16 protein-coding genes are annotated in these 19,352 nt (G+C 66.6%); 12 read left to right on the top strand and 4 right to left on the bottom strand.

Annotated features, from left to right (window positions below; genetic code table 11):
- Nucleotides 1-20 precede the first annotated feature (20 nt).
- Nucleotides 21-584, bottom strand: a complete 564-nt coding sequence (locus METRZ18153_RS0107270; RefSeq protein ID WP_020164098.1) for a hypothetical protein — start codon at nt 582-584, stop codon at nt 21-23.
- Between the two features lie 344 nt (nt 585-928).
- Between METRZ18153_RS0107270 and METRZ18153_RS0107265 the strand changes: the two genes are divergently transcribed.
- Nucleotides 929-2,086 carry a hypothetical protein gene (locus METRZ18153_RS0107265; RefSeq protein WP_020164097.1) on the top strand — a complete coding sequence of 386 codons (1,158 nt, stop codon included), beginning with the start codon at nt 929-931 and terminating at the stop codon, nt 2,084-2,086.
- 36 nt (nt 2,087-2,122) lie between these two features.
- Here the strand turns inward: METRZ18153_RS0107265 and METRZ18153_RS0107260 are convergent, their stop codons facing one another.
- Both METRZ18153_RS0107260 and METRZ18153_RS0107255 read right to left on the bottom strand, forming a co-directional pair.
- Complete coding sequence (locus METRZ18153_RS0107260; protein ID WP_020164096.1) at nt 2,123-3,022, bottom strand: response regulator transcription factor; 900 nt, start codon at nt 3,020-3,022, stop codon at nt 2,123-2,125.
- The gene (locus METRZ18153_RS0107255; protein ID WP_020164095.1) at nt 3,012-6,428 is read right to left on the bottom strand and encodes an ATP-binding protein; all 3,417 of its coding nucleotides are present in this window, start codon (nt 6,426-6,428) and stop codon (nt 3,012-3,014) included. Before METRZ18153_RS0107255 ends, METRZ18153_RS0107260 begins: the two co-directional genes overlap by 11 nt.
- Before the next feature lie 358 nt (nt 6,429-6,786).
- Between METRZ18153_RS0107255 and urtA the strand changes: the two genes are divergently transcribed.
- The 9 genes from urtA to METRZ18153_RS0107210 all read left to right on the top strand — a co-directional run bounded on the left by urtA (nt 6,787) and on the right by METRZ18153_RS0107210 (nt 15,630).
- Complete coding sequence (urtA, locus tag METRZ18153_RS0107250) at nt 6,787-8,058, top strand: urea ABC transporter substrate-binding protein (protein ID WP_020164094.1); 1,272 nt, start codon at nt 6,787-6,789, stop codon at nt 8,056-8,058.
- A gap of 93 nt (nt 8,059-8,151) precedes the next feature.
- Nucleotides 8,152-9,066 (top strand): urea ABC transporter permease subunit UrtB, encoded by a 915-nt coding sequence (urtB, locus tag METRZ18153_RS0107245; RefSeq protein ID WP_020164093.1) that lies wholly within the window; start codon nt 8,152-8,154, stop codon nt 9,064-9,066.
- Nucleotides 9,067-9,106: 40 nt separating this feature from the next.
- Nucleotides 9,107-10,300, top strand: a complete 1,194-nt coding sequence (gene urtC / locus METRZ18153_RS0107240) for an urea ABC transporter permease subunit UrtC (RefSeq protein WP_020164092.1) — start codon at nt 9,107-9,109, stop codon at nt 10,298-10,300.
- Nucleotides 10,301-10,328: 28 nt separating this feature from the next.
- The gene (urtD, locus tag METRZ18153_RS0107235) at nt 10,329-11,072 is read left to right on the top strand and encodes an urea ABC transporter ATP-binding protein UrtD (protein ID WP_019918874.1); all 744 of its coding nucleotides are present in this window, start codon (nt 10,329-10,331) and stop codon (nt 11,070-11,072) included.
- A 46-nt stretch (nt 11,073-11,118) separates the two neighbouring features.
- Nucleotides 11,119-11,808 (top strand): urea ABC transporter ATP-binding subunit UrtE, encoded by a 690-nt coding sequence (gene urtE, locus METRZ18153_RS0107230; RefSeq protein ID WP_020164091.1) that lies wholly within the window; start codon nt 11,119-11,121, stop codon nt 11,806-11,808.
- Between the two features lie 56 nt (nt 11,809-11,864).
- Nucleotides 11,865-13,094 (top strand): formamidase, encoded by a 1,230-nt coding sequence (fmdA, locus tag METRZ18153_RS0107225; protein WP_019918876.1) that lies wholly within the window; start codon nt 11,865-11,867, stop codon nt 13,092-13,094.
- 10 nt (nt 13,095-13,104) lie between these two features.
- The gene (locus METRZ18153_RS0107220) at nt 13,105-13,434 is read left to right on the top strand and encodes an FmdB family zinc ribbon protein (RefSeq protein WP_020164090.1); all 330 of its coding nucleotides are present in this window, start codon (nt 13,105-13,107) and stop codon (nt 13,432-13,434) included.
- Between the two features lie 89 nt (nt 13,435-13,523).
- Nucleotides 13,524-14,654 (top strand): hypothetical protein, encoded by a 1,131-nt coding sequence (locus METRZ18153_RS0107215; protein ID WP_020164089.1) that lies wholly within the window; start codon nt 13,524-13,526, stop codon nt 14,652-14,654.
- A gap of 160 nt (nt 14,655-14,814) precedes the next feature.
- Nucleotides 14,815-15,630 carry a UDP-2,3-diacylglucosamine diphosphatase gene (locus METRZ18153_RS0107210; RefSeq protein ID WP_029143612.1) on the top strand — a complete coding sequence of 272 codons (816 nt, stop codon included), beginning with the start codon at nt 14,815-14,817 and terminating at the stop codon, nt 15,628-15,630.
- A gap of 317 nt (nt 15,631-15,947) precedes the next feature.
- On the opposite strand, the gene hmpA is transcribed toward METRZ18153_RS0107210, so the two are convergent.
- A complete protein-coding gene (hmpA, locus tag METRZ18153_RS0107205; RefSeq protein WP_020164087.1) occupies nt 15,948-17,129 on the bottom strand; it encodes an NO-inducible flavohemoprotein in 1,182 nt (393 codons plus the stop codon).
- A 175-nt stretch (nt 17,130-17,304) separates the two neighbouring features.
- Between hmpA and norR the strand changes: the two genes are divergently transcribed.
- Both norR and sugE read left to right on the top strand, forming a co-directional pair.
- Nucleotides 17,305-18,858: a nitric oxide reductase transcriptional regulator NorR gene (gene norR / locus METRZ18153_RS0107200; RefSeq protein WP_020164086.1), complete on the top strand. Its 1,554-nt coding sequence runs from the start codon at nt 17,305-17,307 to the stop codon at nt 18,856-18,858.
- Between the two features lie 129 nt (nt 18,859-18,987).
- Nucleotides 18,988-19,305: a quaternary ammonium compound efflux SMR transporter SugE gene (gene sugE / locus METRZ18153_RS0107195; RefSeq protein WP_019918882.1), complete on the top strand. Its 318-nt coding sequence runs from the start codon at nt 18,988-18,990 to the stop codon at nt 19,303-19,305.
- The last annotated feature ends 47 nt before the right edge of the window (nt 19,306-19,352 follow it).

Genomic DNA, 19,352 nt, shown 5'->3' with positions numbered 1-19,352 from the left:
CGGGCAGCGGGCTGGCGGACTCAGTTCTCCGGCCCCATGTCCACCCGCGCCCGCACTTCGAATTCGCGCTCGACATAGGCCCACTCGGGTGACGCCCGCAGCACGTCCAGCAGTGCGTCGAACGCCGCTTCGTGTTCCGGTGCGAATTCGAACCAGGTCAGGAAATCGAAAGGCTCGTCGCCCGACAGGTCGCGGCAGTGATGCAGCCGGCGCGCCACCGCCGGCAATACGCGCAGACCGTGCGCGATGTGGTGAGATTGTTCTTCGATGATGGCGCGCCGCTCGTCCTGCGCCAGCGCCCACCAGGCTGCCGACTTGCGGATCGGGATCAGCACCGCACAGGCCGCGCTGCTGCGACCGAGCGGCGGCGACGCGGCGGTCAGCGTCTGTTTCTCGTCACGGGTGACGTAGCGCTCGTTGCTGGTGATGCCGCGCAGCGACCACAGGCCGCTGCCCGCCGCATCGCCGGCGATGCGGTCGAGGCGCGGCGCTTCGGCCAGCGCTTCGCCGATGACGGCGCGTACCTCGGTAATGCGCCAGGGGCCGTCGGCACCGGCGGCGAAAGTCCATAGGCGTTCTGTCATGGCTGACTCCGGTATGGGGGGACGATCAGGCTGAAAGGCGACCGTCGCGCGGTTCTGCATGCATCAGCCATGCCCGCCTGGCACTGGCCTTGCACCCCGCAAGGGGTCGCTGCACGCCCGATGGCGGAGAAATTCGCCGCCTGAATGCACCACATCGGTGCGGAAACGGCTTGCCGACGCGGCAAACACCCTTGCCCCGTTGGCGCAGCCGCAACGCCCCACCGTGCGATCGCAGCCCGACGACACGACCGGATTCCGGACGCCGCACTCCGGATACCGGACTCCCGATGCCACCCGCGCATCCGGCTGCCGCCAGCCCTGCGCCCCCGTTCAGGACCATCACCATGATTTTCCGCCGCTTCACGCGTCTGCGATGGACGCTGCCTTCCCGCCACGCGCTGCTCACCAGCGCCGCCCTGCTCTGCGCCAGCACCGCTGACGCCCAGATGACATTGCAGGGCCCGGGCGACAGCTCGCTGACGCTCGGTCTGTGGCTGCGCGCCTCCTACGTCAATGCCGAAGAGGCGCGCCCGGCCGGCGGCAGCGCACACGACAGCGGCTTCACGATGGATTCGGTCCGCCTGCTGTCGTCGGCGAAATTCACCCGCAGTTTCGGCGCCACGCTCACCTTCGAACGCCCGCCGGCCAAGGACATGCAGTTGCTCGACGCCATACTGCAGTTCGAACTGGCAGAGGGTCTGAACCTGTGGGCCGGCCGGCTCGTGCCGCCGACCGACCGCTCGAACATGGCGGGCAACCAGTTCGCCAACGTATGGGGCTATCCCTTCGTGTCGCTCTACCCGAACGCCTTCACCGGCCGCGACGACGGCGTGCTGCTGTGGGGCAATCTGTACGCCGACCGGCTGCTCTACAGCGTCGGCGTGTTCGAGGGCAAGAACCGTGGCGGCGGTCTGTCGAATGCCTCCAACGAGCCGCTGTTCGCGGCCCGCTTCGCCTGGAGCTTCCTCGACCCGGAACCCGGCTACTACGGCACCAGCACCTATTACGGCGACAAGGAAGTGTTCACGCTGGGCACCGCGCTGATGAGCCAGAAGGACGGCGTCGGTGTGGCCGGCGCCCGTGGTGACTATCGCGCCTGGAACCTGGATGCGCTGTACGAAACCCGCCTGCGCTCCGGCGGTGTGCTGACCGTCGAGGCCGCCTGGTACGACTACGACACCGACGACGTGGCCGATGTGGCGCCCGGCGACCCGCTGTGTTCGCGGGTGAGCAACTGCGGGGGCGCGCTGCAGGCAGATGCCGCGCTGCTCACCGTCGGCTACCTGATGCCGCACGCGTTCGGCCCCGGTCGCATCCAGCCTTACGTGCGCTTCCAGCGCCTGGATCCGGACGCCGGCGCGCGCGCCGAACAGTGGGACGTCGGCGCCAATTACGTCATCTCCGGACACAAGGCGCGGCTCACCGCGGTGTATTCGAGCGCGAAGAGCGAGGGCGCGCCCTCGCTCGACCGCTTGGTGCTCGGCCTGCAATTGCTCTACTAGGACGTGTTCCCGATCGGCGCCGACCTTGCGTCTGCCTCAGTCGCTGGACGCGCGCATCGCCAGCGCGGCGGCGGCGGCGCGGGTTTCGACGCCGAGCTTTTCGTAGATGTGCTCCAGGTGCTTGTTAACAGTGCGCGGACTCATGCCGAGGATGTCGCCGATATCGCGGTTGGTCTTGCCCTTGGCCAGCCAGGACAGCACCTCGGCCTCGCGCGGCGTCAGCTGGGCGCCAGCGATGCGGGTGCTCGATTCGCCGCGCTTCCTGACGTCGAGCAGCAGCATGTGTTCGCCCAGGCCCACCGCACCCAGGCTGCGCGCGTACAGCGCCTGGTCGCCCTGCTCGCGCAGCAGGCGCGCCTCGGCGGCAGGGTCTGCCGTCAGGCCGGCCGGGTCGCCCAGCCAGTCGGCGGTCGCGGCCGCCGGGTCGATACCGAACTGACCCAGGCACTCGCCGGCACGCGGCGAGCGCCAGGCGACGCGGCCGAGTGCATCGACCACCAGCACGCCGAGGCCGGCCACGTCCACCGCCTGCCGTGCGATGCGCACCGCGCGCGCGTTGCGCACGTGGGCGGTGAGCCGCGCCAGCACCTCTTCGACACGCAGGGGCTTGACCACGTAGTCGGTGCCGCCGGCGGTAAAGCCCTCGACCACCTCTGCGGTGCCCGACAGCCCGGTCATGAAGATGATGGGCACGTGGGTCAGCCCCGGCTCTTCGCGGATGCGGCGGCAGGTTTCGAAGCCGGACAGGCCGGGCATCACCGCGTCGAGCAGGATGGCGTCGGGCACCACCCATTCGAGACGGGCCAGCGCCGACGCGCCGTCGTGCGCGATCAGCACGGTGTAGCCGGCCTGCGACAGCGCGTCGCACAGGAAGCCGAGCGAATCGGGTGCGTCGTCGACGACGAGCACGACCGGTTGATGGAATTCAGAGAGCATGGGCGTCGCGTTGTAATAGTTGTGTGAAGCGTATGAGGTCGAAGCCGTCGACCAGCGCGCGCAGGCGACGGCAGTCTTCGCGTGCGGCCTCGGACCGTTCGGAAATCGCGTCCAGCAGCGTGGCGATGCCATTGACGTGGCCCAGCCGCGACAGGCGCAGCAGCGCGGCGCGCTCTTCGTCGTCGAGCGCGGCAAGCGGCGCGTCGGCGGCCGGCTCGGCCTTCGGCGGTGCGGCGTCGGCCGGTTCGTCGACATGCCAGGTCAGGTCCAGCGCCTCGCGCAACTGGTCCAGCAGTTCGGACTCCATGACCGGTTTGGGCACGAAGCCGGCGCAGCCGGCGGTACGCAGCAGTTCGCTGCGGTTCTCGAACACATTGGCCGACACCATCAGCACCGGTATCGGCGCGCCGTCGAACTCGCGCAGCCGGCGCGCGGTTTCCCAACCGTCCATGCCGTCCATATTGATGTCCAGCAGCACCACGTCCGGGCGCACGCGGGCGACGCAGTCCAGCGCCTCGCGGCCGCTGGCCGCCTCGTCGACGTCGAAACCGAGCGGCGCCAGCATGCCGGTCAGCATGTGGCGCTGGGTGGCGTCGTCATCGACCAGCAGCACGCGCATGCGCGGGCCTTCGTAGCCGATGACGGTGCGCATCGACCGCGTCTGCGTCGGCACCGACAGGTATTCGGGCAGGTAGAGCCGCAGACGGAAAGTGGAGCCGCGGCCGAGCTCGCTGTCCAGCGTCAGTTCGCCGCCCATCAGCGAGGTGAGCATGCGGGTGATGCTCAGGCCCAGGCCGGTGCCCGGCTCGGCGATGACGCGGCCGCTGGCGCTGCGCTCGAAGGGCATGAAGATGCGCGCATGGTCGTCCGCCGCGATGCCGGGGCCGGTGTCGGCGATTTCGAAGCGCGCCACCTCCATCCGGTAATCGATGCGCAGCACCACTTCGCCCTGCTCGGTGAACTTGACCGCATTCGCCAGCAGATTGATCAGCACCTGGCGCAGCCGCTTGGCGTCGACACGTACGTAGTCCGGCAGCCGGCCGGTCGTTTCGATGCGGAACTGCAGGCCCTTGCGCGCCGCCTGCGGCTCGAACATCTTGGCCAGATCATCCAGCAGTTCGCGCAGCGGCATCGGTGCCGGGTCCAGCCTGAGCTTGCCGGCCTCGATGCGCGCCAGGTCGAGCAGGCCGTCGATCAGGCCCAGCAGATGTTCGCCGCTGCGCAGGATGGTGCCCAGCGCGCGCTTCTGCGTGTCGTCGCCGCCGCCCTTGCCGGTGCTGCCGCTGCCGCCCGTTTCGCGCAGCAGGATCTGCGCGTAGCCGAGAATGCTGTTCAGCGGCGTGCGCAGTTCGTGGCTGATGCCGGTCACGTAGCGCGTCTTGGCAAGGTTGGCCGACTCGGCGGCATCCTTGGCCTTCTGCAGCGCGAGGTCGGTCTTGCGGTGCGCGTCGATTTCGCGCATCAGCAGCTGGTTCTGCCGGTTCGATTCGTCCTGCGCCAGCCGCCGGCTTTCCGAGCCGAGCACGATCCACCAGGCGCACACGGCACACAGCAGCACCAGCAGCGCGAAGGTTTTCGACAGCGTGAGCTGCAGGCTGTCGCGCGCCGCCGGGTAGAGGCCGCTGACGATGGCCTCCTGGTAGAACACGACGCCGAAGATGACCGCCAGCAGCACGGTGAGCGACAGGAACACGACCAGGAAATGGCCGACGCGGAAGTTCACGCGCCGCGCCAGTTGCATCGGCAGGATGGCGTTCAGGAAGGCGTGCAGCTGGTCAGCGGCGCTGGCGTCGGTCTTGCAGCGGTCGTGGCAGCGCGATTCGAGCGTGCAGCACAGCGAACAGATGGGCTGACCGTAGGCCGGGCAGTACGCCATGTCCTCCGATTCGAAGCTGTTTTCGCAGACGTGGCAGGTCACCGTCTGGCCCGGCCGCCACTGCGTGGCACTGCGCCGCGCGAGGTAGTAGCGGCCGCGCGTGGCGAGCGCGATCAGCGGCGCGGTGACGAAGGCGGTGGCCAGCGAGATGAAGGGCGAAAAGGCCTGCGCCATGTCGCCCATCCAGCCGGTGTAGGCAAGCACGGATACGACGGTGGCGATCAGCATCGAGCCGAGGCCGACCGGGTTGATCTCGTACAGATGGGCGCGCTTGAACTCGATGTGCGACGGCGACAGACCGAGCGGCTTGTTCACGACCAGGTCGGCTACCAGCGCGCCGACCCAGGCGATGGCGAGATTGGCGTAGAGGCCGAGCACGTGCTCCAGCGCCTCGAACACGCCGAGCAGCATCAGCAGCAGCGCGATCACGACGTTGAACACCAGCCACACGACGCGGCCAGGGTGGCTGTGCGTGAGGCGGGCGAAGAAGTTCGACCAGGCGAGCGAGCCGGCGTAGGCATTGGTCACGTTGATCTTCAGCTGCGACACGATGACGAACAGCGCGGTCACCGCCAGCACCACCGCCGGCGAATCGAACACGTAGGCAAAGCCGGCGAGATACATCTGCGTGGGTTCGACCGCGCGGTCCACCGGCACCATGGCCTGCAGCGCAAGGAAGGCGAGAAAGGCGCCGCCCAGCATCTTCACCATGCCCGGCACCACCCATCCGGGGCCGGCGATCAGCACCGACGCCCACCAGCGCACCCGGTTCTCGCGCGTCTTCTCCGGCAGGAAGCGCAGGTAGTCGACCTGTTCGCCGATCTGCACTACCAGCGAGATCGCCACCGTCGACGCCGCACCGAACATGATCCAGTCGAATTCGCTGCTGCCCGAACTGCGGCCACTGAGGCCGGTGAATTCCGAATACAGGTGCGGCGCCTGCCACCACACCGCGAGGTAGGGCAGCACCAGCAGCACGATCCACAGCGGCTGCGTCCACAGCTGTATGCGGCTGATCAGCGTGACACCGTGGATCACCAGCGGAATCACCACCACCGAGCAGAGCAGATAGCTCCACGCCAGCGGCAGGCCGAAGTACATCTCGAAGGCGAGCGCCATGATGGCCGCCTCGATGGCGAAGAAGATGAAGGTGAAGCTCGCATAGACCAGCGAGGTGATGGTCGAGCCGAGGTAGCCGAAGCCGGCACCGCGCGTGAGCAGGTCCATGTCCACGCCGTACTTGGCGGCGCAGTAGCTGATCGGCAGGCCGGTCAGGAAGGTGATCAGCCCGACCAGCAGGATGGCATACAGCGCATTGGTGAAGCCGTAGTTCAGCGCGATGGCGCCGCCGATCGCCTCCAGCGCCAGGAAGGACACCGCGCCGAAGGCGGTGTTGGCGACCCGCCACTCCGACCACTTGCGGAAGCTGCGCGGCGTGTAGCGCAGCGCGTAGTCCTCGAGCGTCTCGTTGGCGACCCAGGTGTTGTAGTCGCGGCGGATCTTGAATATCTGGTGGGTGGCTTCGGACATCGGGGCAGGCGCTGACGCGATCGAGGCCACACCATGCAAGAAATGCTCCGGGCAGCGGAACCGCGCGCTGCCCGGAGCCCAAGTGCAGCTTCCCTCCACGCCGCGCACCCCGACGGTGCCCTCGGCAACATCCTGGTGCAGTGCGACAGCGCAGGATTCCACCTTAGCACCGGCCCACCCCGATCGCGGGTGTTGCGCCGAGTACGCACATACGTCAATCGACGTATTCCGGCTACGCACCCCCGAACACTACTTTTCGCACCGCAGCGAGCGATTGCGGTGCAGTGCACAAAACGATTCAACGGCCGCAACCGGATCGCCTGAAGCTCCCCAACCCCTTCCGCTCAGGAGAAACGATATGGCTGACAAGAAAGACACGATTCCGGCACCGCTCACCGACGAACAGCGTCGCAAGGTTCTGCTCGGCATGGCGGCTGCACCGGCGCTGATGGTGCCCGGCGTCAGCTTCGGCAATGCGCAGTTCCCGACAGCCAAGGTCAATACGACCAAGCTCGCGGTCACCGACACCGAAGTCATCGTGGGTCAGCTGCACTCCGCCACCGGCACGATGGCGATCTCGGAAACCGGCTCGATCCAGGCCGAACAGCTGGCGATCGACCAGATCAACGCGATGGGCGGCATCCTCGGTCGCAAGATCAAGGTGATCAAGGAAGACGGCGCCTCCGACTGGCCGACCTTCGCCGAGAAGTCGAAGAAGCTGCTGGTGAACGACAAGGTGGCCTGCGTGTTCGGCTGCTGGACCTCGGCCTCGCGCAAGGCGGTGCTGCCGGTGTTCGAGAAGGAGAACGGCCTGCTGTACTACCCGACCTTCTACGAAGGTCTGGAGCAGTCGAAGAACGTCATCTACACCGGTCAGGAAGCCACCCAGCAGATCATCTGGGGTCTCGACTGGGCGTCGAAGGAAAAGAAGGCCAAGACCTACTTCCTGGTCGGCTCGGACTACATCTGGCCGCGCACGTCGATGAAGATCGCGCGCAAGCACATCGAGTCGGTCGGCAAGCTGGGCAAGGTGGTCGGCGAGGAGTACTACCCGCTCGGCCACACCAACTTCAACTCGCTGATCAACAAGATCAAGGTCGCCAAGCCGGACTGCATCTTCGCAGCCGTGGTCGGCGGCTCCAACGTGGCCTTCTACAAGCAGCTGAAGGCGGCAGGCATCACCGGCGTCAAGCAGTTCCTGCTGACGCTGTCGGTGACCGAGGACGAAATGCTGGGCGTGGGCGGTGAAAACTTCGCCGGCTTCTACTCCTCGATGAAGTACTTCCAGTCGCTCGACAACCCGAACAACAAGGCTTTCGTCGAAGCGTTCAAGAAGGCCTACGGCCCGAAGTCGGTCATCGGCGACGTCACGCAGGCGGGCTATCTCGGCCCCTGGCTGTGGAAGGCCGCGGTCGAGAAGGCCGGCAGCTTCGATGTCGACAAGGTGGTCGCCGCCTCGCCCGGCATCGAACTGAAGACCGCACCGGAAGGCTACGTGAAGCTGCATGAGAACCACCACCTGTGGTCGAAGGCACGCATTGCCCAAGGCCAGCCGGACGGCACTTTCAAGGTGGTCGCCGAATCGGCTGAGCTGATCGAGCCGAATCCGTTCCCGAAGGGCTACCAGTAATACCCCGGCGCGCCGCCCCGGCGCAGACCGGGCGGCGCGCCTCCTTTCCCTGCACGGCCGGGCAGTGCCCGGCCAACCGTCCGGAGGTCCGTCATGTCGTTCGACGAAATCTACAACATCGCCCTGATGCAGGGCTTCGCCGGGCTGAGCCTGTTCTCGGTCCTGCTGCTGATGGGCCTCGGCCTCGCCATCATCTTCGGCCAGATGGGCGTGATCAACATGGCGCATGGCGAATTCATGACCATCGGCGCCTACACCATCTTCATGTTCTCCAGCCTGACGGAAACCTACGCGCCCGGGCTGGTGCAAGCCTATTTTCCGATCGCCATCATCGCCGCCTTCTTCATCGCCTTCGCCTTCGGCTGGCTGACCGAGTGGGCGCTGATACGGCATCTGTACAAACGTCCGCTGGATACGCTGCTCGCCACCTGGGGCCTGTCGCTGGGCATGCAGCAGGTGTTCCGCTCGACCTTCGGTCCGAAGGAAGTGAGCCCGACCCTGCCCGAGTGGCTGATGGGTTCGTGGGCGCCGTCCGAAGGGCTGGACATCCCGATCAACGGCCTGTTCGTGCTCGGCCTCACTGCAGTCGTGACCGGCGGCGTGCTGCTTGCGCTGTACAAGTCGCGCTGGGGTCTGCGCGTGCGCGCCACCGTCGCCAACCGCGCGATGGCCAATGCCACCGGCATCAACACCAAGCGCACCGACCGCCTCACTTTCGCCATCGGCTGCGGCATCGCCGGTGTGGCCGGCGCGGCCTTCACCACCATCGGTTCGACCGGCCCGACTTCCGGTTCGCTCTACATCGTCGATGCCTTCCTGGTGGTGACCTTCGGCGGCGCCGCCTCGCTGCTCGGCACCGTGGCGTCGGCCTTCGGCATCGCCCAGACGCAGTCGATCGCCGAGTTCTTCCTGACCGGCTCGATGGCCAAGGTACTCACGCTGCTGCTCATCGTGACCATCCTGATGATCCGTCCGCAGGGCCTCTTCGCCTCGAAGATCCGCCGCTGAACGCGATCCGCACCGACTTCGCACCTTCCAGGAGATTCACATGGACGCATTCAAGAACTGGGTTGCACGAACCGGCATGGGGAGCGTGCTCATCCTCGCGCTCGTCATCATGGTCGTGTTCCCGCTGACGATGGACATCTTCCGTCTGAACCTCGTCGGCAAGTACCTCACCTACGCCTTCGTCGCCGTCGGCCTCGTCATGCTGTGGGGCTACGGCGGCATCCTGAGCCTGGGCCAGGGCGTGTTCTTCGGCCTCGGCGGCTACATGATGGCGATGTTCCTGAAGCTCGAGGCCTCCGATCCGGAATCGACCAAGATCCAGAGCACGCCGGGCATTCCGGACTTCATGGACTGGAACCAGATCACCGAACTGCCGTTCTGGTGGGAGCCGTTCAACCACCTGCCGCTGGCGCTGATCGCGGTGGTGCTGGTGCCGATGCTGCTGGCCTTCATCATCAGCTTCGCCATGTTCAAGCGCCGGGTCGGTGGCGTGTATTTCGCCATCATCACGCAGGCGGTGGCACTCATCCTGACCGTGCTCATCATCGGCCAGCAGGGCTACACCGGCGGCGTCAACGGCATCACCGACCTGAAGACCCTGCTCGGCTGGGACATCCGCGACGACTCGTCGAAGTACGTCCTGTACTTCGTCAATGCCGCGCTGCTGATCGGCGTCATCCTGCTCTGCCGCTGGATACAGATGTCCAAGCTCGGCACCCTGCTGCTGGCGATGCGCGACAAGGAAGACCGCGTCCGCTTCTCCGGCTACGACGTGGCGATGTTCAAGGTGTTCGTGTTCGTGCTGGCGGCCGGCATATCGGCCATCGGCGGCGCGATGTTCACGCTGCAGGTCGGCTTCATGTCGCCGTCCTTCGTCGGCATCGTGCCGTCGATCGAAATGGTCATCTTCGCCGCGGTGGGCGGTCGCATGTCGCTGGTCGGCGCGGTGTATGGCGCGCTGCTGGTCAATGCCGGCAAGACCTACTTCTCGGAGAGCGCGCCCGACCTCTGGCTGTTCCTGATGGCCGCGCTGTTCATCGGCGTCGTGCTCGCCTTCCCCAACGGTCTGGCCGGTCTGTACGAAAGCCACGTGAAGCCCTGGTTCTCGCGTCGCAAGTCCGTCGCCAAGCCGGCTGCGTCCGCGGGCGAACCGCCGGCACCGCCCTCGGCCCCCACCCACAAGTCCGCACCGCCCGCCGCACTGCCCGGCGGCGTCCAGGGCCAGTCGGCCTGACCCGCGCCCGACCTGACAGGAGACCGACATGAGCAATACCGACTTCGTACTGGCGATCGAGGACCTCACCGTGTCCTTCGACGGCTTCAAGGCGATCGACGCGCTGACCCTCTACGTCGATCGCGGCGAGCTGCGCGTGATCATCGGCCCGAACGGCGCCGGCAAGACCACGCTGCTCGACCTGATCTGCGGCAAGACCAAGGCCAGCGGCGGCAGCATCAAGTTCAAGAACGTGGAGATGACCAAGCTGCAGGAACACAAAATCGTGCGCGCCGGCATCGGCCGCAAGTTCCAGACGCCGTCGATCTACGAAAACCTTTCGGTGTTCAAGAACCTGGAAGTGTCCTTCCCGCGCGGCCGCAGCGTGCTCGGCGCGCTCGGCTTCCGCTGCACCGACGAGGTGAAGGCGCGCGTGCAGTCGGTGGCCGACGAGATCGGCCTCGGCGACGCGCTCGACACCGAAGCCGGCCTGCTCAGCCACGGCCAGAAGCAGTGGCTGGAAATCGGCATGTTGCTGATGCAGGAGCCGGAGCTGCTGATGCTCGACGAGCCGATCGCCGGCATGAGCGTGCGCGAACGCGAACTGACCGCCGAACTGCTGCAGCGCATCTGCAAGGGCCGCTCGGTGATCGTGATCGAGCACGACATGGATTTCGTCAAGCGCATCGCCCACAAGGTCACCGTCATGCACCAGGGAAAGATCCTCGCCGAAGGATCGATGGACAAGGTGCAGAACGATCCCAAGGTCATCGACGTTTATCTGGGCCACTGAGTCAGCGGCCCCGCCCACGCGCCAGTCATCGCAAAAGGACACCACCATGCTCAACGTCAAGGACGTACATGTCGCCTACGGGCAGAGCGAGGCACTGCACGGCATCTCGTTCGAAGCCAACGCCAACGAAACGGTCGCCATCATGGGCCGCAACGGCATGGGCAAGACCACGCTGTTCAAGTCGCTGATCGGCATCCTGCCGCTGAAGAGCGGTCAGATCGAAGTCGCCGGCAACGAAGTGTCGAAGGACGAAAGCTACAAGCGCGTCGCCAAGGGCATCGCCTACGTGCCGCAGGGCCGGATGATTTTCCCGACGCTCACCGTCGAGGAGAACATCCACACCGGCCTGGAGAATGCCAAGGTCAAGAAGGTGCCGGACGAGATCTACGCCCTCTTCCCGGTGCTGTGGGAGATGCGCCGCCGCAAGGGCGGCAACCTGTCGGGTGGCCAGCAGCAACAGCTGGCCATTGCCCGCGCGCTGGTGACCGATCCCAAGGTGCTGCTGCTCGACGAGCCGACCGAAGGCATACAGCCCTCGATCATCAAGGACATCGCGCGCGCGCTGAACGAAATCCGCAAGTTGCGCCAGATCACGATCGTCGTGTCCGAGCAGGTGCTCAGCTTCGCGATGGACGTGGCCGACCGCCTGTTCGTCATCGAGGGCGGCCGCCTGGTGCATGAGAGCACCCGCGCGGAAACCGATACCGCGCACATCAAGCAGTTCCTGTCCGTCTGACCCCGCCCACCGCCGCACACACCGCCCAACCGCCCCTTCCACCCAAGGAGATCAACATGGCAGAGACCCTGATCAAGGTAGACCTGAAGCAGTCGCCGTATGAGAACGACATGGTGCACAACCGCTGGCATCCGGACATCCCCATCGTCGCGTGGGTGAAGCCGGGCGACGACTTCAAGATCGAAACCTACGACTGGACCGGCGGCTACATCCAGAACAACGACAGCGCCGACGACGTGCGCGACGTCGACCTGACCACGGTGCACTTCCTGTCCGGCCCGATCGGCGTCGAAGGCTGCGAGCCGGGCGACCTGCTGGTGGTCGACATCCTCGACATCGGCGCCAAGGAAGACAGCCTGTGGGGCTTCAACGGCTTCTTCTCGAAGAAGAACGGCGGCGGCTTCCTGACCGACCACTTCCCGCTGGCGCAGAAGTCGATCTGGGACATCAAGGGCATGTTCACCGAATCGCGCCACGTGCCGGGCGTCAAGTACGCCGGCCTGATCCACCCGGGCCTGATCGGCTGCCTGCCCGATCCCAAGCTGCTCGAAGAGTGGAACAAGCGCGAGATCGACTTCATCAACACCGACCCCGAGCGCGTGCCGCCGCTGGGCTGCCCGCCGTGCGCACCGACCGCGCACATGGGTCGCCTGAAGGGCGAGGCGCGCGACAAGGCGGCGATGGAAGGCGCGCGTACCGTGCCGCCGCGCGAACACGGCGGCAACTGCGACATCAAGGACCTGTCGCGTGGCTCGCGCATCTACTTCCCGGTCTATGTGAAGGGCGGCGGCCTGTCGATGGGCGACCTGCACTTCTCGCAGGGCGACGGTGAAATCACCTTCTGCGGCGCCATCGAAATGGCCGGCTGGCTGCACCTGCGGGTGAACATCATCAAGGACGGCATGAAGAAGTACGCGGTCAAGAACCCGATCTTCAAGCCCAGCCCGATCACGCCCAAGTACGACGACTACCTCATCTTCGAAGGCATCTCTGTCGACGAGCAGGGCAAGCAGCATTACCTCGACGTGCATGTCGCCTACCGTCAGGCCTGCCTGAACGCGATCGAGTACCTGAAGAAATTCGGCTACTCGGGCGCCCAGGCCTACTCGATTCTCGGCACCGCACCGGTGCAGGGCCACATCAGCGGCGTGGTCGACATTCCGAATGCCTGCGCGACGCTGTGGCTGCCGACCGACATCTTCGATTTCGACATCATGCCGACCGAAGCCGGTCCGCAGAAATTCCTCGACGGCAGCGTGCAGATGCCGATCTCGGAAGACGTCTGAGGACGCTGCCATGCCGACCTACGACTTTCACTGCGAGGCGCATGGCAGCTTTTCCGCCATGCGCAGCATCGCGCAGCGGGACGCGCCCTGCCTGTGCCCGGCCTGCGGCCAGCCGGCCGCACGCCAGCTGATTTCGGCACCGGCTTTCGCCGACATGCCGGGCCAGCTGCGCAGCGCGCACGCCACCAACGAACGCGCACGTCACGAGCCCAAGCTGGCCAGCCGCACGCACGGCCCCGGCTGCTCGTGCTGCAGCGGCAAGACAAGCAAGACCACGGCCGTCGCGCGCGACGGCTCCAAGGCCTTCCCGACGAAACGCCCCTGGATGATCAGTCACTGATCACCCGGTCCGCCCCATTTGCAGTCCGTCAATGCAGTCCGCTCTTTGAACCTCGCACCTTGAACCTCAACAACCGGGAGTCCAGCACCATGAAAAACATCACCAAGAACCGTCTGCGCAAAGCCAGTGCTCTTGCCGTCGCCCTCGCCGCCTGCGGCAGCGCGAACGCGGGCGTCACCGTTGCCGGTCCCGGCGAAAGCTATCTGACGCTCAGCCTGTGGGCGCGCACCTCCTACACCAACGCCGAAGACGCGGCACCGAACGGCACCTCGCGTTCGAACGACTTCTCGGTGGACTCGGTCCGTATCATCACCAGCGGCAAGATCACCAAGAACATCGGCGGCATGATCAACTTCGAGCGCCAGTCCGACGAGTCGATGCGTATCCTCGACGCGGTCGCCCAGTTCGAACTGACCGAAGGCGTGAACTTCTGGTTCGGCCGCATGCTGCCGCCGACCGACCGCGCCAACATGGCCGGCCCCTACTTCGCCAACGTGTGGGAATACCCGATGGTGTCGCAGTACCCGAACGCCTTCACCGGCCGCGACGACGGCGCGCTGCTGTGGGGTAACGTGCTCGGCGGCAAGCTGCTGTACTCGGTCGGTGCCTACCAGGGCAAGAACCGCGGCACCGGCCTGTCGAACGACTCGGACGATCCGCTGTACGCCACCCGTATCGCCTACAGCTTCCTCGATCCGGAACTGGGCTACTACGGCACCAACAGCTATTTCGGCAGCAAGGAAATCTTCACCGTCGGCATGGCCTACCAGACGCAGAAGAACGGTGTCGGCACCGCACTCGCCCGTGGCGACTACCGCGCCTGGAACATCGACGCGCTGTATGAAACCAAGCTCGCCGGTGGCGGCGTGGTGACGCTGGAAGGCGCCTGGTACGACTACGACACCGACGGCGTGACCGACGCGCCGGCCGTCGCCTGCGCCAACGTCAACAACTGCGGCGGCGCACAGGCAGGTGACGCCTGGCTGCTGACCGCCGCCTACCTGATCCCGACCAAGATCGGCATCGGCCAGTTCCAGCCCTACACCCGCTACCAGAAGTTCAACGCCGACGTCGGCGGTGACACCAAGCAGTGGGACTTCGGCCTGACCTATGTGATGGCCGGTCACAACGCACGCATCACCGCGGTGTACTCCGACATGGAAAACGCCGCCGGTACCGACACCGACAAGTTCGTGCTCGGCGTGCAGCTGATGTACTGATCCACCTCGACCCAACGGCGCGCAGGGCGCCGGGCCGGTCGATTCCAGGGCACGCTGCGGCGTGCCCTTTTTTGCGTCCATGCAACACAGGTCACCGCTGCGGGCTGCAACGATGCGCCGCGTCACCGCCCTGTCACACGGATGGGCTTGAATCGGCGGCGTGAATGCTCCCGATCCTCTCGTGCGGCGCGTGCGTGCCATCTTCCTGTCGGACATCCACCTCGGTACGCGTGGATGCCAGGCCGAGGCGCTGCTCGATTTCCTGCGTCACCACGAATCCGACTACCTCTACCTGGTCGGCGACATCATCGACTTCTGGGCGATGAGCCGCTCCATACACTGGACGCCATCACAGAACACCGTCGTGCAGAAGATCCTGCGCCGCGCGCGCAAGGGCACCCAGGTCGTCTTCATCCCGGGCAATCACGACGAGGCGCTGCGCGAATACACCGGCACCGTGTTCGGCGACATCGAACTGCAGCGCGAGTACATCCATCAGGCTGCCGATGGCCGCCGCTACTGGCTGGTGCATGGCGACGACTTTGACCAGGTCACGCGCCACCACCGCTGGGTCGCCCTGCTCGGCGACGTCGCGTACAACCTGCTGGTCAGCATCAATTCGCGGCTGTCCTGGCTGCGCCGCACGCTTGGCATCGCCGGCTACTGGTCGCTGGCCGGCTACGCCAAGCGCAAGGTGAAGAGCGCAGTCAGCTTCATCTACGACTTCGAGGATTCGGTCATGCACGAGGCGCGCACGCGCGGCGTCGATGGCGTGATCTGCGGCCACATCCACGCGGTGTCGCTGCGCGAGGTGCAGGGCCTGACCTATATGAACTGCGGCGACTGGGTGGACAGCTGCACCGCCATCGTCGAACACGCCGACGGCCGCTTCGCCATCGTCGACTGGGGGCAGGAACTGCGCGCCGCAGGACCGCGCACGGCACTGGCCGTGGAGGAAGAGACGGCCGAGGCCTGAGCGTGTCAGAGGGTCGGTAGCCATTGCTGCTGACGCGGTCTATGGACTGCCCACCGCCGCTGTCGGGATCAGAAGACCCCTCCCACAGAACCCCCGCTCCTGCCGCGGATCGGCCCCCCCCTGTGGGAGCGGCCTTGGCCGCGACGGGGCCGTTGCTGGCCACCGGCTTCGATCCCCGCCGCAATCGCGAGCAAGCTCGCTCCCACAAGGAAAGTCCGGCTCCTGCGAATGCGCGGGCACGGTGTTGTGGGAGCGACCTCTGGTCGCGATGCGGCGTTAGCGGGCCGAAGACCACACTGCCACGACCGCCTCCTCTGTCAGCCGTCGAGTGCAGCCGCCGGTCCGAAGAACTCGTAATGGGTCTGTGCCGCCGGCACGCCCAGTTCCAACAGCTGCTTCTTTACCCGCGCCATGAAAGGCTTGGGGCCGAGGAAGTAGGCGTCCAGCGCCGACGGTTGCGGCAGCCAGCGTTCGAGATGCAGGCGCTCGATGAAGCCTTCCGCGTGCGCCTGGTCGCCGTCGCGCGGCTCGCTGTAAACATAGAAGCGCTTCAGCTTCGGATGCCGCTGCGCCAGTGCTTCGACGTGGTCGCGGAAGGCGTGCACGCCGCCGTGACGCGCGCAGTGGATGAAGTGCACCTCGCGGCCCTCGGCCAGCGCCGCTTCCATCATCGGCAGCGCCGGCGTGATGCCGACGCCGGCGGTGATCAGCGCCACCGGGCGGTCGGATGCACGCAGCGTGAAATCGCCGGCCGGCGGAAACAGATCGAGCACGTCGCCCTCATTCACCGCGTCGTGCAGGTGGCCGGACACCCGGCCGCCCGCCTCGCGCTTGACGCTGATGCGGTAGTCGCGCCCGTTGGCGGCGGCCGACAGCGAATAGTTGCGGCGCATTTCCTGGCCGTCGATGTTCACCCGCAGGCCGATGTATTCGCCCGGCGCGTGGCGCAGCACTGGCTGGCCGTCCACCGGTTCGAGATGGAAAGAGGTGATTTCGTCGCTCTCGCGCACCTTGCGCGCGACGCGGAAAGCGCGCGCACCGCGCCAGCCGCCGTCGGCCTGCGCGTGGTCGGCATAGACCGACTCCTCGGCGCCGATCAGCAGATCGGCCAACTGACCGTAGGCCGCGGCCCAGGCTTCGATCACCGCGTCGGTCGCGATCTCGGCGCCCAGTACCTCACGGATGGCGCGTAGCAGGCAGCCGCCGACGATGGGGTAATGCTCGGGCAGCACCTGCAGCGACACGTGCTTCTGCACGATCTGACCGACCAGCGGACCGAGCGCTTCCAGACGGTCGATGTTCTTCGCGTACATCAGCACGCCATTGGCCAGCGCGCGCGGCTGATCGCCGCTGGCCTGATGCGCCTGATTGAACAGCGGGCGCACCTCCGGGTGTTCGCTCAGCATGATGCGGTAGAAGTGCGTGGTCAGCGCTTCGCCGCCGCTTTCCAGCAGCGGCACGGTGGCCTTGATGACGGCTCGGTGTTCCGGGCTCAGCATGGTTTTCTCCTGACAGTGAATGAAACGCCGGCGCGAAAGTCCCGTGACGCGCGGGCGCACACTCCCTATCAAGCGCCGTGCCATAAAGCGACCTCTTGCAGATCAGTCACTTACATCACCATCGAGTTGAAACGACTACACTGCACCCGAGTCACTTCGACAACACCGAGTCACAATGACCACACACCCACTGCTGTCCGCGCTGATTCCGCTGGTCGACGACCTGTCGCGCGACCTGCCGGCGCAGGAGCGCTATCGACGACTTCTGCAGGCGCTGCGCGAACTGCTGCCCTGCGACGCCACCGCGCTGCTGCGGCTGGACGGCGATCGTCTGGTACCGCTGGCGATAGACGGCCTGAGCCCGGACACGCTGGGCCGTCACTTCCTGATCGCCGAGCACCCGCGCCTGGCGGCACTGCTCGAACGCAGCGAACCGACCCGCTTCGCCGCCGACTGTCCGCTGCCCGACCCCTATGACGGACTGATACAGGGTCACGGCGCACATCTGGAAGTACATGACTGCCTGGGCTGCCCGCTCTATCTGGACGAACAGCCCTGGGGCGTGCTGACGCTGGACGCGCTCGACCCGGCGCGCTTCGCCGGCGCCGACCTCGACATGCTGGCCGGCTTCGCCAGTCTGGCCGCGGCCACCGTCAAGGCCGCGCAGCGCATCGACACGCTGGCGCGCCGGGCCGAGAACGAGGAACTGCGCGCCGAGGCCTACCGCGAGGCGGCCGGCGCCAGCCCGGCAGGCAGTGGCGACATGGTCGGCCACAGCGCCGCGCACCGGCGACTGCTGAAGGAAATCGAACTGGTAGGCGGCAGCGAGCTCACCGTGCTGATCCACGGCGAAACCGGCGTCGGCAAGGAACTGGTGGCCCGCGCGCTGCACGCCGCCTCGGCTCGCGCGGCGCGGCCGCTGGTCAGCCTGAACTGCGCCGCCCTGCCCGACAACCTGGTCGAAAGCGAACTGTTCGGTCACGTGCGCGGCGCCTTTTCCGGCGCGCTGACCGAGCGCCGCGGCAAGTTCGCGCTGGCCGACGGCGGCACGCTCTTCCTCGACGAGATCGGCGAACTGCCGCTGGCGGCCCAGGCCAAGCTGCTGCGCGTGCTGCAGGGAGGCCAGCTGCAGCGCATCGGTGCCGAGCAGGAAGTCCATGTGGACGTGCGCGTGATCGCCGCCACCAATCGCGATCTGGCCGAGGAAGTGCGCGCCGGCCGCTTCCGGGCCGACCTCTACCACCGGCTCGGCGTCTATCCGCTGCACGTGCCGCCGCTGCGCGAACGCGGCCGCGACGTGCTGCTGCTGGCCGGCCGCTTCCTCGAACAGAACCGTGCGCGCCTCGGTCTGCGCGGCCTGCGCCTCGCCCCGGACGCGCAGGCCGCCCTGCTCGCCCACGACTGGCCCGGCAATGTGCGCGAACTGGAGCACCTGATCAGCCGTGCCGCGCTGAAGGCGCTGGCCGGCACCCACGAGCGCCCGCGCATCGTCACGCTGGACGCCGCCCACCTCGAACTGTCGCCGCCGGCACCGCCCGAGACACCGGCGCCGGTCAATGATCCGGCGGGCCCGGTCGGCGACCTGCGCAGCGCGGTCGACCGCCTGCAGCGCGAAGCGATCGCTGCCGCACTGGCGCGCACCGGTCACAACTGGGCCGCTGCCGCGCGCGAACTGGGGCTGGACCGCGCCAACCTGCAGCGGCTGGCGAAACGGCTCGGCCTGCGCTGACGCGCCGCACCTTGACCCGTGCATCAAAAGAAACGAATATTCCCTGTGTGCAACACGCACGCCGCCGGCGGGACGACCCGCGCGGCGTTTCTTGCGACGGGGACGGCCCCGATATCCGGAGTTGAGCTCATGTCGTGGACCATCCTCGTGATCGCCGGCCTGTTCGAATGCGCCTGGGCGATCGGCCTCAAATACACCGACGGTTTCAGCCGTTTCTGGCCTTCGGCCTTCACCGTGGTGACGATGATCATCAGCGTCGTGCTGCTCGGCATCGCCATGCGCAACCTGCCGGTGGGCACCGCCTACGCCGTCTGGACCGGCATCGGCGCGGTCGGCACCGTCATCCTCGGCATCGTGCTGTTCAGCGAGCCGGCCAACGCGGCGCGACTGGTCTGTGTCGGCCTCATCGTCGCCGGCATTCTCGGCCTCAAGCTGACTTCGGCCTGATCAGCCGGGCCAGCGCGGCAGCCGCGCACTTGTGCCGGCTGCCCGCT

It is taken from the genome of Methyloversatilis discipulorum (assembly GCF_000385375.1).
Classification (GTDB): Bacteria; Pseudomonadota; Gammaproteobacteria; order Burkholderiales; family Rhodocyclaceae; genus Methyloversatilis; species Methyloversatilis discipulorum_A.
Note: the sequence above shows the minus strand (reverse complement) of the source record. Positions and strands in the feature narration are given on the sequence as shown.